This is a genomic window from Micromonospora sp. NPDC048935 (assembly GCF_043197875.1).
Classification (GTDB): domain Bacteria; phylum Actinomycetota; class Actinomycetes; order Mycobacteriales; family Micromonosporaceae; genus Micromonospora.
Genome location: NZ_JBICTZ010000008.1, coordinates 260616 through 274155 on the forward strand (window position 1 = coordinate 260616; position 13540 = coordinate 274155).

The following is a 13540-nucleotide window of genomic DNA, read 5'->3' on the forward strand; positions in this document are numbered from 1 at the left end:
GAGTACGGCGCATGAGCCGGGCGAGAAGAGGACGACGAAGTGGCGCAGAAGACGGCTTCGAGTGCCGACCTGACGTGGTTGCTGGATGACCTGGTGGGCCGGGTGAAGCAGGCCGAGCACGCGGTCGCGCTCTCCACCGACGGTCTGTTGATGGCTTCCTCCCAGGGGTTGAGCCGGGACGACGGCGAGCATCTCGCCGCGATGGCGGCCGGTATCCAGAGTCTGGCGCGGGGCGCCGGTAAGCGCTTCGGTGGTGGGCAGGTGCAGCAGACCATCATCGAGATGCAGTCGTCGTTCCTGTTCGTCACCGCGGCCGGCCGCAACGCCTGCCTGGCGGTGTTGGCCAGCGAGGACGCCGACGTCGGGCTGATCGCCTACGAGATGGCGATGCTGGTGACCCGCGTCGGCAAGTACGTCGCGTCGCCGTCGCGCACCGATCAGCCGGCCGGCGAGAGGTAGCAGCGATGACGGTGCAGGGGGAGTCAGCAGAGCAGCAGTGGGTGGATGACCACGCGGGCCCGGTGGTGCGCCCATACGCGGTGACCCGCGGGCGGGCCCGCCCGGTCACCGGCACGTTCGACCTGATCTCCCTGGTCACCGCGACCCGAGCCGAGGTAACGCCGGAGGTTGGCCTCGGCCCGGAGCACCTGGCGATCGTCGGGCTGTGCCAACGCATACAGTCCGTCGCCGAGATCGCCGCCCATCTCGATCTGCCGGTGGGCACCATCCGGGTGCTCCTCGGTGACCTGGCGGCTCGCAGCCTCGTGCAGGTCCGCGAGCCGCAGACCACGGCCGGCCTTCCCGACAACAGCATCTTCGAGGCGGTAATCAATGGACTACGGGCACTCTGACCGGCCGGCGGGAGCGACCCCACTGCCCACCGCGATCAAGATCCTGGTCGCCGGCGGCTTCGGTGTGGGCAAGACGACCATGGTCGGCGCGGTCAGCGAAACCCGACCGTTGCGCACCGAGGAGGTGCTGACGGAGTCGGGGGTCGGCATCGACGACCTGTCCGGGGTGGAGGGCAAGACCACCACCACCGTGGCCATGGACTTCGGTCGGATCACCATCAGCGACGACCTGGTGCTGTACCTGTTCGGTACGCCCGGCCAGGACCGGTTCTGGTTCGTCTGGGACGAGCTGGCGTTGGGCGCCATCGGCGCGGTGGTGCTGGCCGACACCCGCCGCCTCGCCGACTGCTTCCCGTCGATCGACTACTTCGAGGGCCGGGGCACTCCCTTCGTGGTGGCGGTGAACTGCTTCGAGGGTTCCCGGCAGTACCGGCTCGACGAGGTGCAGGCCGCCCTCAACCTCGACCCGGGGGTGCCGGTGCTGCTCTGCGACGCCCGGCAGCGCGAGTCCAGCAAGGAGGTGCTCGTCACCCTGATGGAGCACGCCATGAAGACCCGCGAGGCCCGCCGCCGCGCCGCCAACGGAAACTGACCGGGTTTTTTCGGGGGAGAGCGGCCGGGCGTGGTTGACTGCGCCTGCTCTTCACCTGCTGCCCTCCGGGGCTGGCCCTCGACGCCCGGGTCGCGTTGACGTTGCGCCGTGTGCGGTGTTCCGACCGCGGACATCGCCCGACTCCTGCTGGTCAGCGAGTCGACGACGACCCGACGGCTGACCCGGGCCCGCCCCGCGCCATCCGGCCCGGCGGTGCAGGTGCTCCTCGTGCCCTTTGCTCTGCACCCGCCCATGCGCCAGTTACGGACCGTTCGTGGTGCGCGGGCGGGTGCAGAGCAAAGGACCGCAACCTGAACCCGGGCGGCGGGCCCGGCTGCCCACCGCGGGCGGCGACAACCCATGCGGCCCGGCGCCATGACCGGGCCGATTGAGGCCGCCGCCGAGTCGAGAGCGAGGAGAAACGCAAGGGCCGCCACCCGCAAACGCGGGAAGCGGCCCTTGCGCCGGACGTCGGTACGTCAGTTGGCGATCATGCGGCGCAGCACGTACTGCAGGATGCCGCCGTGCCGGTAGTAGTCCGCCTCACCCGGGGTGTCGATCCGCACCACGGCGTCGAACTCCACGCCGGTGTCGGTGCTGACCTGCACGGTACGCGGGGTGTCCCCGTCGTTGAGGGCGGTCACCCCGGTGATGGTGAACGTCTCGGTGCCGGTGAGACCGAGCGACTCGGCGGTGACATCCACCGGGAACTGCAGCGGCAGCACACCCATGCCGATCAGGTTGGAGCGGTGGATCCGCTCGTACGACTCGGCGATGACCGCCCGGACACCCAGCAGCATGGTGCCCTTGGCCGCCCAGTCCCGCGAGGAGCCCGAACCGTACTCCTTGCCGGCCAGCACGACGAGCGGGATGCCCGCCTCCTGGTAGGCCACCGAGGCGTCGTAGATCGAGGTCTGCTCGCCGGTGAGGTGGTTGACGGTGAAGCCGCCCTCCACCCCGGGCACCAACTGGTTACGCAGCCGGATGTTGGCGAAGGTGCCCCGGATCATCACCTCGTGGTTGCCCCGCCGGGAGCCGTACGAGTTGAACTCGTGACGCGGCACGCCGTGCTCGGCGAGGTACGACCCGGCCGGAGAGTCGGCCTTGATCGCGCCGGCCGGCGAGATGTGGTCGGTGGTCACCGAGTCACCCAGCTTGGCCAGCACCCGGGCACCGGCGATGTCGACGACCGGGCTCGGCTCCTGCTGCATGCCCTCGAAGTACGGGGGCTTGCGCACGTAGGTGGAGTCGCTCTCCCAGGCGAAGGTGTCGCCGGTCGGGGTGGGCAGCGACTGCCACCGCTCGTCGCCGGCGAAGACATCGGCGTACGCGGCACTGAACCCGGTCGCGCCGATCGCCTGGGCGATGACGTCCTGGATCTCGGCGCTGTTCGGCCAGATCTCCCGCAGGTAGACCGGGTTGCCCTCGGTGTCCTCACCGATCGGCTCGTTGGCCAGGTCGATGTCCATCGTGCCGGCGAGGGCGTAGGCGACCACCAGCGGCGGCGACGCCAGGTAGTTCATCTTGACGTCCGGGTTGATCCGGCCCTCGAAGTTGCGGTTGCCGGACAGCACCGAGACCACCGTCATGTCGTGCTCGTTGACCGCGGCGGACACCTCCTCGGGCAGCGGGCCCGAGTTGCCGATGCAGGTGGTGCAGCCGTAGCCGACCAGGTTGAAGCCGAGCTTGTCCAGGTACGGCGTGAGGCCGGCCCGCTCGTAGTAGTCCATGACGACCTTCGACCCGGGCGCCAGGGTGGTCTTCACCCACGGCTTGCGGGTCAGGCCCTTCTCGACGGCGTTACGGGCCAGTAGCGCGGCACCGATCATCACCTGCGGGTTGGACGTGTTGGTGCAGGAGGTGATCGCGGCGATCACCACGGCGCCGTGGTCCAACTCGTACTCGACGCCGTCGGCTCCGGTGACCCGGACCGGGTTGCTGGCCCGACCACCGGCACCGGCCGCCGCGGTCTCCAGGTCACGCGGCTCGTCGGCCGGGTCGCTGAACTCGTTGGCCGGCGGGTCGCTGGCCGGGAAGGATTCGGCGCTGGCCTCGTCGGCCGGCCCGTTGGCGCCGCGCGGCAGCTCCTCCCGGGCCACGCTCGGCTTGAGGTCGCGCTCGCCGGTGGAGTCGTCGGCGACGTAGTCGGTCAGCGCCGAGCGGAACAGCGTCTTGGCGCTGCCCAGCGGCACCCGGTCCTGCGGGCGCTTCGGGCCGGCGAGTGACGGCTCGATGGTGCCGAGGTCCAGCTCCAGGCGCTCCGAGTAGTCCGGCTCGTGGTTCGGGTCGTGCCAGAGGCCCTGCTCCTTGGCGTACGCCTCGACGAGCGCGACCTGCGCGGCGTCGCGACCGGTCAGCTCCAGGTAGCGGACCGTCTCCGCGTCGATCGGGAAGATCGCCACGGTGGAGCCGTACTCCGGGGACATGTTGCCGATGGTGGCCCGGTTGGCCAGCGGCACGGCGCTCACGCCGGGGCCGTAGAACTCGACGAACTTGCCGACCACACCGTGCTTGCGCAGCATCTCGGTGATGGTCAGCACCAGGTCGGTGGCGGTGGTGCCGGCCGGCATCTCGCCGGAGAGCTTGAAGCCCACCACCCGGGGGATCAGCATGCTGACCGGCTGGCCGAGCATCGCGGCCTCCGCCTCGATGCCGCCGACGCCCCAGCCCAGCACGCCCAGGCCGTTGACCATCGTGGTGTGCGAGTCGGTGCCGACCACGGTGTCCGGGTACGCCTGGCCGCCGCGCTCCATGATGGTGCGGGCCAGGTACTCGATATTCACCTGGTGCACGATGCCGGTGCCCGGCGGCACGACCTTGAACTCGTTGAACGCGGTCTGGCCCCAGCGCAGGAACTGGTAGCGCTCCTTGTTGCGCTCGTACTCCAGCTCGACGTTGCGGGCGAACGCGTCCTCGCGGCCGAACAGATCGGCGATGACCGAGTGGTCGATGACCAGCTCGGCCGGGGCGAGGGGGTTGACCTTGCTGGCGTCGCCGCCGAGGTCACGCACGGCCTCGCGCATGGTGGCCAGGTCGACCACGCAGGGCACGCCGGTGAAGTCCTGCATGAGCACCCGCGCCGGGGTGAACTGGATCTCCACACTCGGGGCGGCGGTGGAGTCCCATCCGCCGAGCTGGCGGATGTGGTCGGCGGTGATGTTCGCGCCGTCCTCGGTCCGCAGCAGGTTCTCCAGCAGGATCTTCAGGCTGTACGGCAGCCGCGCGTGGCCGTCCACCTTGTCGATCTTGAAAATCTCGTAGCTCGCGTCTCCGACGCGTAGCTGGGTCTTCGCACCGAAGGTGTCGAGGCTCGCCACGTCGTACTCCTTCACACCAGCGACCGTGAGTAGTCCTGAGCAGTCTGTCGCACCGGTCGGGATGCCGCCGAGGTTAGGTGACACTTACCGCCGATTCCGCGCTCAACAAAACCGTACGTCCGTCTTGCTAGTTGCGCAACCCGGGGCGTTGCCCTCGCCCCCATCCTCACACCTAGCCTCCTAGGACGCGTTAGGGGGAGTGTCGTGGCAACCTGATCGCACCGTTCGCGGGCACCTGGCGATCTCACCGTCGACCTCGCCGTCCATGGCGCGTCGGGCCAGCCTGGCCGCCGGCTGGGTCGGCCGGGGCGGTCGGGCGGCACCGGTCGGGCCGGTCGGGGCGGCTGGGCGCGGGTAGGGTTCGAGGCCCGGTCGGAGGAGGGGTCAACCGTGTTCGACGTCCAGCACTGGCTCGTGTCGCTGCCACCGATCGCGGTATATCTGCTCGTCGGCGGGGTCATCGGCGTGGAGAGCATGGGCATCCCCCTGCCCGGCGAGATCGTCCTGGTCAGCTCCGCGCTGCTCGCCGCCACGGGCGTGGTCGAGCCGGAGTGGGTTGCCACCGCCGCGGCGACCGGCGCGATCGTCGGCGACTCCATCGGGTACGCGGTCGGCCGTCGCGGTGGTCGTCCACTGTTGGCACGGCTGGGCCGGCGCTTTCCCCGGCATCTCGGTCCCGCCCAACTCGTCCGAGCCGAGCAGAGCTTCGCCCGCTACGGCGTCTGGGCGGTGTTCTTCGGCCGGTTCGTGGCACTGCTGCGGATCCTGGCCGGCCCGCTCGCCGGGGCACTGCGCGTGCCGTACCGGCGGTTCCTGCTGGCCAACGCCGCCGGTGGGCTGGTCTGGGCGTTCGGCACCACCTACCTGCTGTTCACCGTGGGCCGGGCGGCCGAGCACTGGCTCAAGGACATCTCCTGGGCCGGGCTTGTCCTCGCGGTGCTCGCCGGTCTCGGCAGCACCTGGTGGCTACGCCGACGGGCCCACCGCTTCGAGGCAGCCGACCCAGCGGTGGACGATGAGCCGGCGGTGGACGCCAAGCCGGCGGTGGACGCCAAGCCGGCGGTGGACGCCAAGCCGGCGGTGGACGCTGGGCCGGCGGCGGACGCCAAGCCGGCGCGCGTGGGCCGGGAGCCCTGATTCGAGTACGCCGAAGGGCCGGCCCCCGTGGTGGGGTCCGGCCCTTCGGTGGTGCTGGCTGTGTGGTGGTGCTTGTTGGTGTGGGTCAGTTGGTGGCGTAGCCGCGGGTGGCGATCCAGTCGGCGAGGTGCTCGACGGTCACCTCGTAGGAGGCCTGGTTCGGGTCGGCGGAGTCCGCGATCCTCACGATGGTGCCGTTGTCGCGGTAGCCGACGACGCTGATGTAGTGCCCACCCTCGTAGGAGTGCGTCGTCCCAGCGGTGTCGGTGGTGGTGCCGGCGATGTTGGCCACCACAGCCCGGCCGCCATCCACGGTCTTGACGATGTCGGCGCGCAGGGTGTCGGTCTGCTTGGCGTCGGCGTCGGGCTTGCTGATTTCGACGCTGTGGTAGGCGTCGGCCTTGCCGGTTTCCTTGTTCAGGACCGGGGTGATGTCGTTGATGCTGTTGGTGCCGGCCTCGGTGGTGCCCATCTCCTTGGCCATGTCGTCGACGTTGATGTTCTTGCCCTGGACGCTGAGGGCGTTTCGGGTGGCGGCGGGGCCGCAGTAGTAGAAGTTCGGCTGCGCTTCGTAGCGCACACCCAGCTGGCGCTCACCGTGACCCTTGCGGTCGGTCTGGGTCTGGGTGGTCGGCTTGGCGTCCGACGCGGCGTAGGCGGTGGTGACGGGTCCGGCGATGGCACCGCCGGTGAAGGCGAGTCCAGCGGCGGTGAGGGCGGTCTTACGGATCAGATCGGTACGCATGGTGGCGTGCTCCTCTGCATCGGGGGCACCCGCACACACCGGGGGGTGGGTGGTGGTGCGGGGGGAAGTTCACGGCAACGCCAGCGATCCCCGGGGGACCTGCTCGGGGCGTTGCGGGGGACGTAACGACCCCCGGCGGCGAGGCATTCCACCGCACTGACCCGGGGGCTGGGGGGTGTAACCGTGGCACCTCGGCGGGTGTTCCCCGGGGGTGCCGCACACCAGAGCCCGGCAGGCTCCGGCGGCATGCCAGGTATAACGACCCCGCCCGACCGGCCATTCCGCCGCCGGAGTGGCCCCGACCACCCGACACCGATCACCAAACCCGACAACTCGCCCACCGTGCCCACCTGGCTAACCGACACGGCGGACGAGCCGGCGTGATCGACTCGGGTTCACGGAAATCGCGGTGTCCGGATGCCGGGGACACCCCGACACGACTCAGGCGTCTCTGCGGCGCAGTTGCCATGCGGCGAGCCCGAGCACGATGACGGTGTAGAGGCAGAACAAGGCGAATCCGGTCCATGGGCCGAGGGTGAGGGGGTCCCGGTGGACAGCGCTGACGGCTGCGCCGGCCGGCGTCGGCAGATACCGGTATGCCGCGTCGGACACTGACTCCGGCAGCAGCCCGAGCACGAGCTGTGGTGCGAACAGCAGCCCGAACAGCGCCGAGATCCCGCCGGCGGTGTTGCGCAACAGCGCACCCAGACTGAGGCCGAGCAGGCCCACCGCGGTCAGGAACAGCGCGCTGCCGAGCACGGCCCGTACCACCCCGGGCTCGCCGAGTCCGGTATCCAGGTCCTTGGCGGACAGGATCGACTGGCCGGCGAGGAACGACGCGAGCACGGCCGGAACGGAGATCACGAGGGTGGTGAGCCCGAACGCGACCGCTTTGCCCCACAACATCGGCAGGCGGTGGGGCACCGCCGCCAGGCTCACCCGGATCAGTGCGGTGGCGTACTCGCCGGTGATGAACAGCACGCCCAGGACGCCGATCGCGAACTGCGCCAGTTGCACGCCGGAGAGGCTGACCGAGACGGCGTCGAACGTGGTCGGATCCGCGGGCGGGCGGGCGACGCGCAGCGTGGTGTATGCCAGCCCGACGCCGATCACGAGCACGACCGTGGCCAGCAGGCACCAGATCGTGGACGGCAGGGAGCGCAGCTTGATCCATTCCGAGCGGATGACGCGCGCCTGGCTGACGTGCTGCTCGCCGAGGTACGCGGGAAGGGTGATGTTGGTCATGGCGTCGCTCCAGAGGTGTTCGCGCGGTGCTCGACCGCGTCGCGGGTCAGATCGATGAATGCCTCTTCCAGTGAGGCCTGCTGTGCGGTGAGTTCGAGCAGAGTGATGCCGGCCGCGCCGGCGGCCATGCCGATCTGGTCGGTCGTCAATCCCGACACCGTCAGGGCGTCGTCCCGGTCCAACGAGACCTCGATGTCCGGCCCGGACAGGCGGGCGGCGAGCGCGGCCGGGTGGGTGGTGCGCACCCGGACCACGCTGCGGCTATCTGCCTGGACGAACTCCGCCACACCGGTGTCGGCGATCAGTCGGCCCTTGCCGATGACGATGAGGTGCTGGGCGGTGAGCGCCATCTCGCTCATCAGGTGCGAGGAGACGAGGACCGTTCGGCCTTCGGCGGCGAGGCTCCGCAACAGCGCGCGCACCCAACGGATGCCGTCGGTGTCGAGCCCGTTGAGCGGTTCGTCGAGGATGACCGTGTGCGGGTCGCCCAGCATGGCCGTGGCGATGCCGAGCCGCTGCCCCATCCCGAGCGAGAACGCGCCGGCCCGCCGCCGCGCCACGCCGGACAAGCCGACCGCCTCGATCACCTCGTCGACCCGTGAGCGGTGAATGCCGCTCGTGCGGGCCAGCGCCAACAGATGGTTGTACGCGCTGCGGCCCGGGTGGATCGAGCGGGCGTCCAGCAGCGCGCCGACCTCACGCAACGGCGCGGTGTGCGCCCGGTACGGCTTTCCGTTCACCAGCACCGAACCGCTCGTCGGTGCGTCCAGCCCGAGGATCATCCGCATCGTGGTGGACTTGCCGGCGCCGTTCGGTCCGAGGAAACCGGTCACCATTCCCGGCTTGACGGTGAATGTCAGCCCGTCGACGGCGAGCTTGTCGCCGTACCGTTTCGTCAGTTCCCGTACCTGGATCATGTCTTCGCTCCTCACCTCGTCCGACTGACGTTTACGCTGCCAGCGCGTGACGGCGCGGTAAGTGGGGCGGGCAGCCGGACGCCCTGAGGTTTTCCGCACCCCGGGCGGTGGGGTTGCCCCCTTGGCCGACCGGTGCCGGGATACCTAGCGTGAGCACATGACCTCAGCGGGAGTGGGAGCGATGACCGATGAGCGGGCCACCGGGCCGCTCGGCGTGCTGGGTCCGCTGTCGTCGCCGCGTACCTGGCAGGCGACCTTCCACGTGGTGGCTGGGATGTTCCTCGCCGCCACCACGGGCACGGTGCTCTGCCTCGTGGGCGTGCTGTGGTGGGCCGCCGTGGCCAGCCTCGTCGAAGGGCCGACCGGTCACCGGCTGCTCCCCGTGCTGTACGTGGTCGTCGCCGTCCTGAGCCCGCTGGCGCTGCCACCGTTCGCGCGGCTCTTCAGCGCGCTGCAACGGCGGCGGTTCCGGGCGCTGCTCGGTGTCGAGATAGCCGCGCCGAAGCACGATCCGGGCAGCGGCTGGCAGCGGATCTACCAGCCGTGGACCGTCGGAACCACCTGGCGTCAGCTTGCCTACCATCTGCTCGCCCCACTGCTGGGCGGCCTCGGTGGGGTGATCGTCGTGCTCTGCTGGTCGGCGCTGCCGCTCACCGCCCTGTTTGCCGAGCGGGTGTCCGGGGTGGGGTACGCCCTGTGGTTCGGTGGTGCCACGGTCCTGCTGCTCGCCGCGCCGTGGGTCGCGCGCGGCATCGCCGGGGCCGACACGGTCGCGGCCCGGGGCCTACTCGGCCGCAGCCACGCCGAGGAGCTTGCCGAGCGGGTCGAGTCCCTGGCGCTCAGCCGAGCCGACCTGGTCGAGGCCGCCGACACCGAACGGCGCCGGATCGAGCGGGACCTGCACGACGGTGTGCAACAGCGTCTCGTCTCCCTCGCGATGAACCTGGGCATGGCCCGCGCCGCCTTCGCCGACCGGCCGCCGGAGATTCTGGGGGTCGTCGCCGCGGCCCACGACGAGGCCACCGCCGCGCTGGCCGAACTGCGCGACTTCGTTCGCGGCCTGCACCCGGCCGTCCTCAACGACCGGGGACTCGACGCGGCGCTCTCGGGCATTGTCGCGAGGGCGCCGCTGCCGGTGAAACTGCACGTGGACGTCGTGCCGCGCTGCTCGCCGAGTGTCGAAGCGATCGCGTACTTCGCCGTCTCCGAGGCGCTGACCAACGTTGCCAAACACGCGAACGCGAGCCGGGCCGAGGTCGTGGCGAAGCGCGTCGGCGACCGGCTGATCGTCACGATCACCGACGACGGTCGCGGCGGCGCGTCGGTCGTCGGCGCCGGCACCGGCCTGCGCGGCCTGTCGCAGCGGGCAGCGGCCGTCGACGGCAGCCTCAGCGTGGTGAGTCCGCCCGGCGGGCCCACAACCGTTACGGTTCATCTCCGATGCGAGTAGTGCTAGCCGAAGACTCGGTCCTGCTGCGGGCCGGTCTCACCAAGTTGCTCACCGACGGTGGCTTCGAGGTCGTCGCCGCGGTGCCCGACGCCGGGCAATTGCTGACCGCCGTCGACACGCACCGACCCGACGTCGTGGTGGTCGACGTGCGGATGCCTCCGACCCATACCGACGAGGGCATCCGGGCCGCGCTCGTCATCCGACGGCAACACCCGAAGATCGCGGTGTGTGTGCTCTCGCAGTACGTGGAGGAACGGTACGCCACCGATCTTCTCTCGGTCGAGACCAGCGGGGTCGGCTACCTGCTGAAGGACCGGGTGGCGCAGGTGTCGGACTTCCTCGACGCGCTGCGTCGGGTGGCCGCCGGCGGCACCGTGCTGGACCCGGAGGTTGTCGCCCAACTGCTGGTGCGCCGCAACGACCCGATGCAGCGCCTGACACCACGTGAGCAGCATGTGCTGCGGCTGATGGCGGAGGGTCGCTCCAACACCGGCATCACGGAGGCATTGAAGGTCAGCCACAGCGCGGTCGAGAAGTACGTGAGCAACATCTTCACCAAACTCGACCTACCGCCCACCGACACGGATCACCGCCGGGTGCTGGCCGTGCTCAAATACCTCCGCACCTAGCCCTGCGCTCTCTACAGGCGACTGTGGGTCAGGCCGGGTCGCCGGGTTTCGCGGCGTCGCCGGCTTGGGCGTGCCGTTCCAGCAGGCGCTGCCGGATCTCCTCCGGGGTGTACGCGCGTCGGCGTCGCTCGGCCCGCGCGATGACCACGCCGGAGGCCGCCACGCCGGCGAGGCCGGCCAGCCCGAGAACCTTCCACCACCGCAATCCTTGCCGCATCGGCCTAGGCTAGTCCCTCATGAGCATCAGCCTGGATGAGGCCGTCGAGTTGACCCGTACCGGAGACGTGTGGGTTTTCCGGGGTCGCAGCGTGCCGGACCGGGCGATCCAGTTCACCACCAACAGCCCGGTCAACCACGTCGGGATGGCGGTCGTGCTGGACGACATGCCCCCGTTGATGTGGCATGCGGAGCTGGGTCGGTCGTTGCCGGACCTGTGGTCGGGCACCCACCAGCGTGGCGTCCAACTGCACGATCTGCGGGATGCGGTCTGCGTCTGGGCCAACCGGTACGGCCAACGGGCCTGGCTGCGGCAACTGGACCCGCCGGCCGACGGTGAGATGGAGCGGGCGGTGCTGCGGACGATCGCGCGGCTGGACGGCACGCCGTTTCCGTCGACCGCGCAGCTCGCGTGGCGCTGGGTGCGTGGTCGGGTGCCGACGCTGCCGCGCCTGGGCGGCCTGCCCGCGCTGCCGCTTCTGAACCGGCCAGCACCTCGGCCGACCCCGACCGTCAACGGCAGTTCGGCTACCGATGCCACCTCGGCCACCCCCGGCAGGCCGGCTGGCTCGGCGGGGGAACGGGACCGGGCGTTGGAGACGGCGTACTGCGCCGAGGTGGTGGCAGTGACCTACGAGGCGATGGGGTTGCTGCCGGCGGGCCGGCGTCCGAACTGGTACGACCCGGGGCGGTTCTGGAGTGGGGACGACCTTGGCCTGGCCGCCGACGCGCGGTTGGGTGCGGAGATCGAGGTACGGGTGCCGCCGCGCTGAGCTACAGCTTCTCGTTCACGTCCGCGGCGGCGCTGTCCTTCGTGGGTCTCGGATGACGGACCATTCATCTGCACGGTCGTCCGGACGGGCTGACCGACCCGGGCCGGTTGGCCCGATCCGTACCCGCCCGGTTTCCGGTCCGCGCGCCGCTGGCTACGCTGTCGCGTCGGTGGGGACGAGGGGAGACCTGATGGCAGTGCGGCCGGATGGTGCGGCAGGGTCACGGGCGGCGCGGGTGTTGACGTCGGCGCCGTGGATCGTGGTGCTGCTCGGTGTGTGTGCGCTGGTGGTGCTCCTGGTGATCGCGCTGCTGTCGTTCCGGACCCGGGAGCGGGAAGTCGCGCCGCGGGCCGCGCCTCCGGTGTTCCTGCCGACCGTGCCGGCTGCCTCGTCGGCCACCGGTGGGCCGACGCCGGCCGGTGTGGAGCGGCGTTCGGTGTCGCCGCGGCCGTCGCGCAGCAGTCGGACGCCGTCGCCACGGGTCACCGTGACCGGTTCGCCGACTCCACCGCGGACGAGCGTTCCGGCGGAGCCTGCCGCTCCGTTGGTGTCGGGTGCGCCGGCGGAGCGCGCGGTCAGCGCCCGGTACCAGGTCGGCACGAACGGCCGGGACGGCGACGCGGCGGTGCTGTCCATCGCGAACGAGTCGGGTCGGTCGATGGACTGGCTCGTGGAGTTGACGTTCGACGACGACCTGTGGGCTCTGCGGGTCGCTGACGACTCGGGGGTCTCGGTGCGGGGTCGCGGGCACGGTGAGTTCGTGTTGCGCGGCACCCGTTCGCTGGACGCGGGTGACTCTCGGACGCTGCGACTGCGTGTCGGTTGGGGCGAGTCGGCGCAGCGGCCGCTCCGGTGCACGATCAACGGGGTCGACTGTCGGCTCGGCTGAGCGGGGGTCGGGTTGGTGCCGCGGCGGGACGCGTCGCGGGCGCTACCGGCCCCGGCCGCCGATCGCTAGGCTGCCCGGACGGTGTGCTGAGGGAGGTACATGTCCGGCATGCGTCGTGCCCCGCGACTGCCGCACGGTCCGGCTGCGATCGTGTCGTCGCCCTGGATCGTGGTGGGCGCTGGTGTCCTGGTGATGGTGGTGTTGCTCTTCATGGCCCTGGGTGCGTACCGGGGGCGTAGTCCTGCGCCGGACGGCGCGTCGAGGCCGCCGGCGTTGCCGCTGCCGACGCTTGTGGAGGTGCCGAGTGCTCCCGGCCCGGCGTCGTCGCCCCCACCGGTACGGCCGGGGTTGTCCGGGCGGGCGAGCGGGCTGCCGCCGAGCGCCACGGCCGGTTCGCGGTCACCGTCGGCCAGCCCGTCTGCCGGTGTGCCACGGTCACCGGGCGGGGCTCCGCAGGGGCAGCCGGCGATGAGTGGGCGCTACCGGGTCGTGCAGAGCTTCGACGGGGGTTTCATCGGTGAGGTGGCGATGGTCAACCGGTCCGCCGAGGGTCGTGGATGGACGGTCCGGTTGGAGTTCTCCGGTGGGCGGTTGGTGACGGCCTGGGTGGAGGGTGTGCCGCAGGGGACGGTGCGGCAGGCCGGCAGCGGCTTCACGTACGTCAGTGGGGTGGACGTGCGGCCCGGGGAGTCGGTGTCGTTGCGGTTCCACATGGAGCGGGCCTCCAGCGCCCCCCGGGTGTGCACGGTCGACGGGGTGCGTTGTGGCGGATTCTGAGC

Annotated in this window: 14 protein-coding genes; 9 read left to right on the top strand and 5 right to left on the bottom strand. The window is 70.8% G+C overall.

Annotated elements, in window-relative coordinates; all coding sequences use genetic code 11:
- Positions 1-39: 39 nt before the first annotated feature.
- The 3 genes from ACGFIW_RS22975 to ACGFIW_RS22985 are packed head-to-tail and all read left to right on the top strand — an operon-like array spanning position 40 to position 1443.
- Entirely contained in the window at positions 40-459 is a 420-nt protein-coding gene (locus tag ACGFIW_RS22975) for a roadblock/LC7 domain-containing protein (protein ID WP_393319084.1), read from the top strand.
- Positions 460-464: 5 nt separating this feature from the next.
- Entirely contained in the window at positions 465-851 is a 387-nt protein-coding gene (locus tag ACGFIW_RS22980; protein ID WP_357557950.1) for a DUF742 domain-containing protein, read from the top strand.
- Entirely contained in the window at positions 832-1443 is a 612-nt protein-coding gene (locus tag ACGFIW_RS22985) for an ATP/GTP-binding protein (RefSeq protein ID WP_357557951.1), read from the top strand. The genes ACGFIW_RS22980 and ACGFIW_RS22985 overlap by 20 nt, the downstream gene beginning before the upstream one ends.
- Positions 1444-1922: 479 nt before the next feature.
- On the opposite strand, the gene ACGFIW_RS22990 is transcribed toward ACGFIW_RS22985, so the two are convergent.
- A complete protein-coding gene (locus ACGFIW_RS22990; RefSeq protein ID WP_393319089.1) occupies positions 1923-4775 on the bottom strand; it encodes an aconitate hydratase in 2853 nt (950 codons plus the stop codon).
- 375 nt (positions 4776-5150) lie between these two features.
- Here ACGFIW_RS22990 and ACGFIW_RS22995 point away from each other — a divergent pair, with 375 nt between their 5' ends.
- Positions 5151-5897 carry a DedA family protein gene (locus ACGFIW_RS22995; protein WP_393319092.1) on the top strand — a complete coding sequence of 249 codons (747 nt, stop codon included), beginning with the start codon at positions 5151-5153 and terminating at the stop codon, positions 5895-5897.
- Between the two features lie 85 nt (positions 5898-5982).
- On the opposite strand, the gene ACGFIW_RS23000 is transcribed toward ACGFIW_RS22995, so the two are convergent.
- The 3 genes from ACGFIW_RS23000 to ACGFIW_RS23010 all read right to left on the bottom strand — a co-directional run bounded on the left by ACGFIW_RS23000 (position 5983) and on the right by ACGFIW_RS23010 (position 8804).
- Positions 5983-6642 carry a C39 family peptidase gene (locus tag ACGFIW_RS23000; RefSeq protein ID WP_393319095.1) on the bottom strand — a complete coding sequence of 220 codons (660 nt, stop codon included), beginning with the start codon at positions 6640-6642 and terminating at the stop codon, positions 5983-5985.
- Between the two features lie 441 nt (positions 6643-7083).
- On the bottom strand, positions 7084-7887 hold the full coding sequence (locus ACGFIW_RS23005) for an ABC transporter permease (RefSeq protein WP_393319098.1): 804 nt from the start codon (positions 7885-7887) through the stop codon (positions 7084-7086).
- Positions 7884-8804: an ATP-binding cassette domain-containing protein gene (locus ACGFIW_RS23010; RefSeq protein WP_393319101.1), complete on the bottom strand. Its 921-nt coding sequence runs from the start codon at positions 8802-8804 to the stop codon at positions 7884-7886. The genes ACGFIW_RS23005 and ACGFIW_RS23010 overlap by 4 nt, the downstream gene beginning before the upstream one ends.
- 157 nt (positions 8805-8961) lie before the next feature.
- On the opposite strand from ACGFIW_RS23010, the gene ACGFIW_RS23015 reads away from it, so the two are divergent.
- Positions 8962-10254: a histidine kinase gene (locus ACGFIW_RS23015; RefSeq protein WP_393319104.1), complete on the top strand. Its 1293-nt coding sequence runs from the start codon at positions 8962-8964 to the stop codon at positions 10252-10254.
- Positions 10245-10883 (top strand): response regulator, encoded by a 639-nt coding sequence (locus ACGFIW_RS23020; RefSeq protein WP_393319107.1) that lies wholly within the window; start codon positions 10245-10247, stop codon positions 10881-10883. The genes ACGFIW_RS23015 and ACGFIW_RS23020 overlap by 10 nt, the downstream gene beginning before the upstream one ends.
- 28 nt (positions 10884-10911) lie before the next feature.
- Here ACGFIW_RS23020 and ACGFIW_RS23025 read toward each other — a convergent pair whose 3' ends face one another.
- Positions 10912-11100 carry a hypothetical protein gene (locus ACGFIW_RS23025; protein WP_393319110.1) on the bottom strand — a complete coding sequence of 63 codons (189 nt, stop codon included), beginning with the start codon at positions 11098-11100 and terminating at the stop codon, positions 10912-10914.
- Positions 11101-11119: 19 nt separating this feature from the next.
- Here ACGFIW_RS23025 and ACGFIW_RS23030 point away from each other — a divergent pair, with 19 nt between their 5' ends.
- The 3 genes from ACGFIW_RS23030 to ACGFIW_RS23040 all read left to right on the top strand — a co-directional run bounded on the left by ACGFIW_RS23030 (position 11120) and on the right by ACGFIW_RS23040 (position 13538).
- Entirely contained in the window at positions 11120-11872 is a 753-nt protein-coding gene (locus ACGFIW_RS23030) for a hypothetical protein (RefSeq protein WP_393319113.1), read from the top strand.
- Positions 11873-12062: 190 nt separating this feature from the next.
- Complete coding sequence (locus ACGFIW_RS23035; protein WP_393319115.1) at positions 12063-12761, top strand: hypothetical protein; 699 nt, start codon at positions 12063-12065, stop codon at positions 12759-12761.
- Positions 12762-12860: 99 nt separating this feature from the next.
- Positions 12861-13538 carry a cellulose binding domain-containing protein gene (locus tag ACGFIW_RS23040; protein ID WP_393319118.1) on the top strand — a complete coding sequence of 226 codons (678 nt, stop codon included), beginning with the start codon at positions 12861-12863 and terminating at the stop codon, positions 13536-13538.
- Positions 13539-13540 lie beyond the last annotated feature (2 nt).

Coding starts and splice junctions, on each gene's coding strand:
- ACGFIW_RS23020 (WP_393319107.1), top strand. CDS start 10,245: ATGCGAGTAGTGCTAGCCGAAGACTCGGTCCTGCTGCGGGCCGGTCTC.
- ACGFIW_RS23010 (WP_393319101.1), bottom strand. CDS start 8,804: ATGATCCAGGTACGGGAACTGACGAAACGGTACGGCGACAAGCTCGCC.
- ACGFIW_RS23005 (WP_393319098.1), bottom strand. CDS start 7,887: ATGACCAACATCACCCTTCCCGCGTACCTCGGCGAGCAGCACGTCAGC.
- ACGFIW_RS22980 (WP_357557950.1), top strand. CDS start 465: ATGACGGTGCAGGGGGAGTCAGCAGAGCAGCAGTGGGTGGATGACCAC.
- ACGFIW_RS22985 (WP_357557951.1), top strand. CDS start 832: ATGGACTACGGGCACTCTGACCGGCCGGCGGGAGCGACCCCACTGCCC.
- ACGFIW_RS23025 (WP_393319110.1), bottom strand. CDS start 11,100: ATGCGGCAAGGATTGCGGTGGTGGAAGGTTCTCGGGCTGGCCGGCCTC.
- ACGFIW_RS23015 (WP_393319104.1), top strand. CDS start 8,962: ATGACCTCAGCGGGAGTGGGAGCGATGACCGATGAGCGGGCCACCGGG.
- ACGFIW_RS23000 (WP_393319095.1), bottom strand. CDS start 6,642: ATGCGTACCGATCTGATCCGTAAGACCGCCCTCACCGCCGCTGGACTC.
- ACGFIW_RS23040 (WP_393319118.1), top strand. CDS start 12,861: ATGTCCGGCATGCGTCGTGCCCCGCGACTGCCGCACGGTCCGGCTGCG.
- ACGFIW_RS23035 (WP_393319115.1), top strand. CDS start 12,063: ATGGCAGTGCGGCCGGATGGTGCGGCAGGGTCACGGGCGGCGCGGGTG.
- ACGFIW_RS23030 (WP_393319113.1), top strand. CDS start 11,120: ATGAGCATCAGCCTGGATGAGGCCGTCGAGTTGACCCGTACCGGAGAC.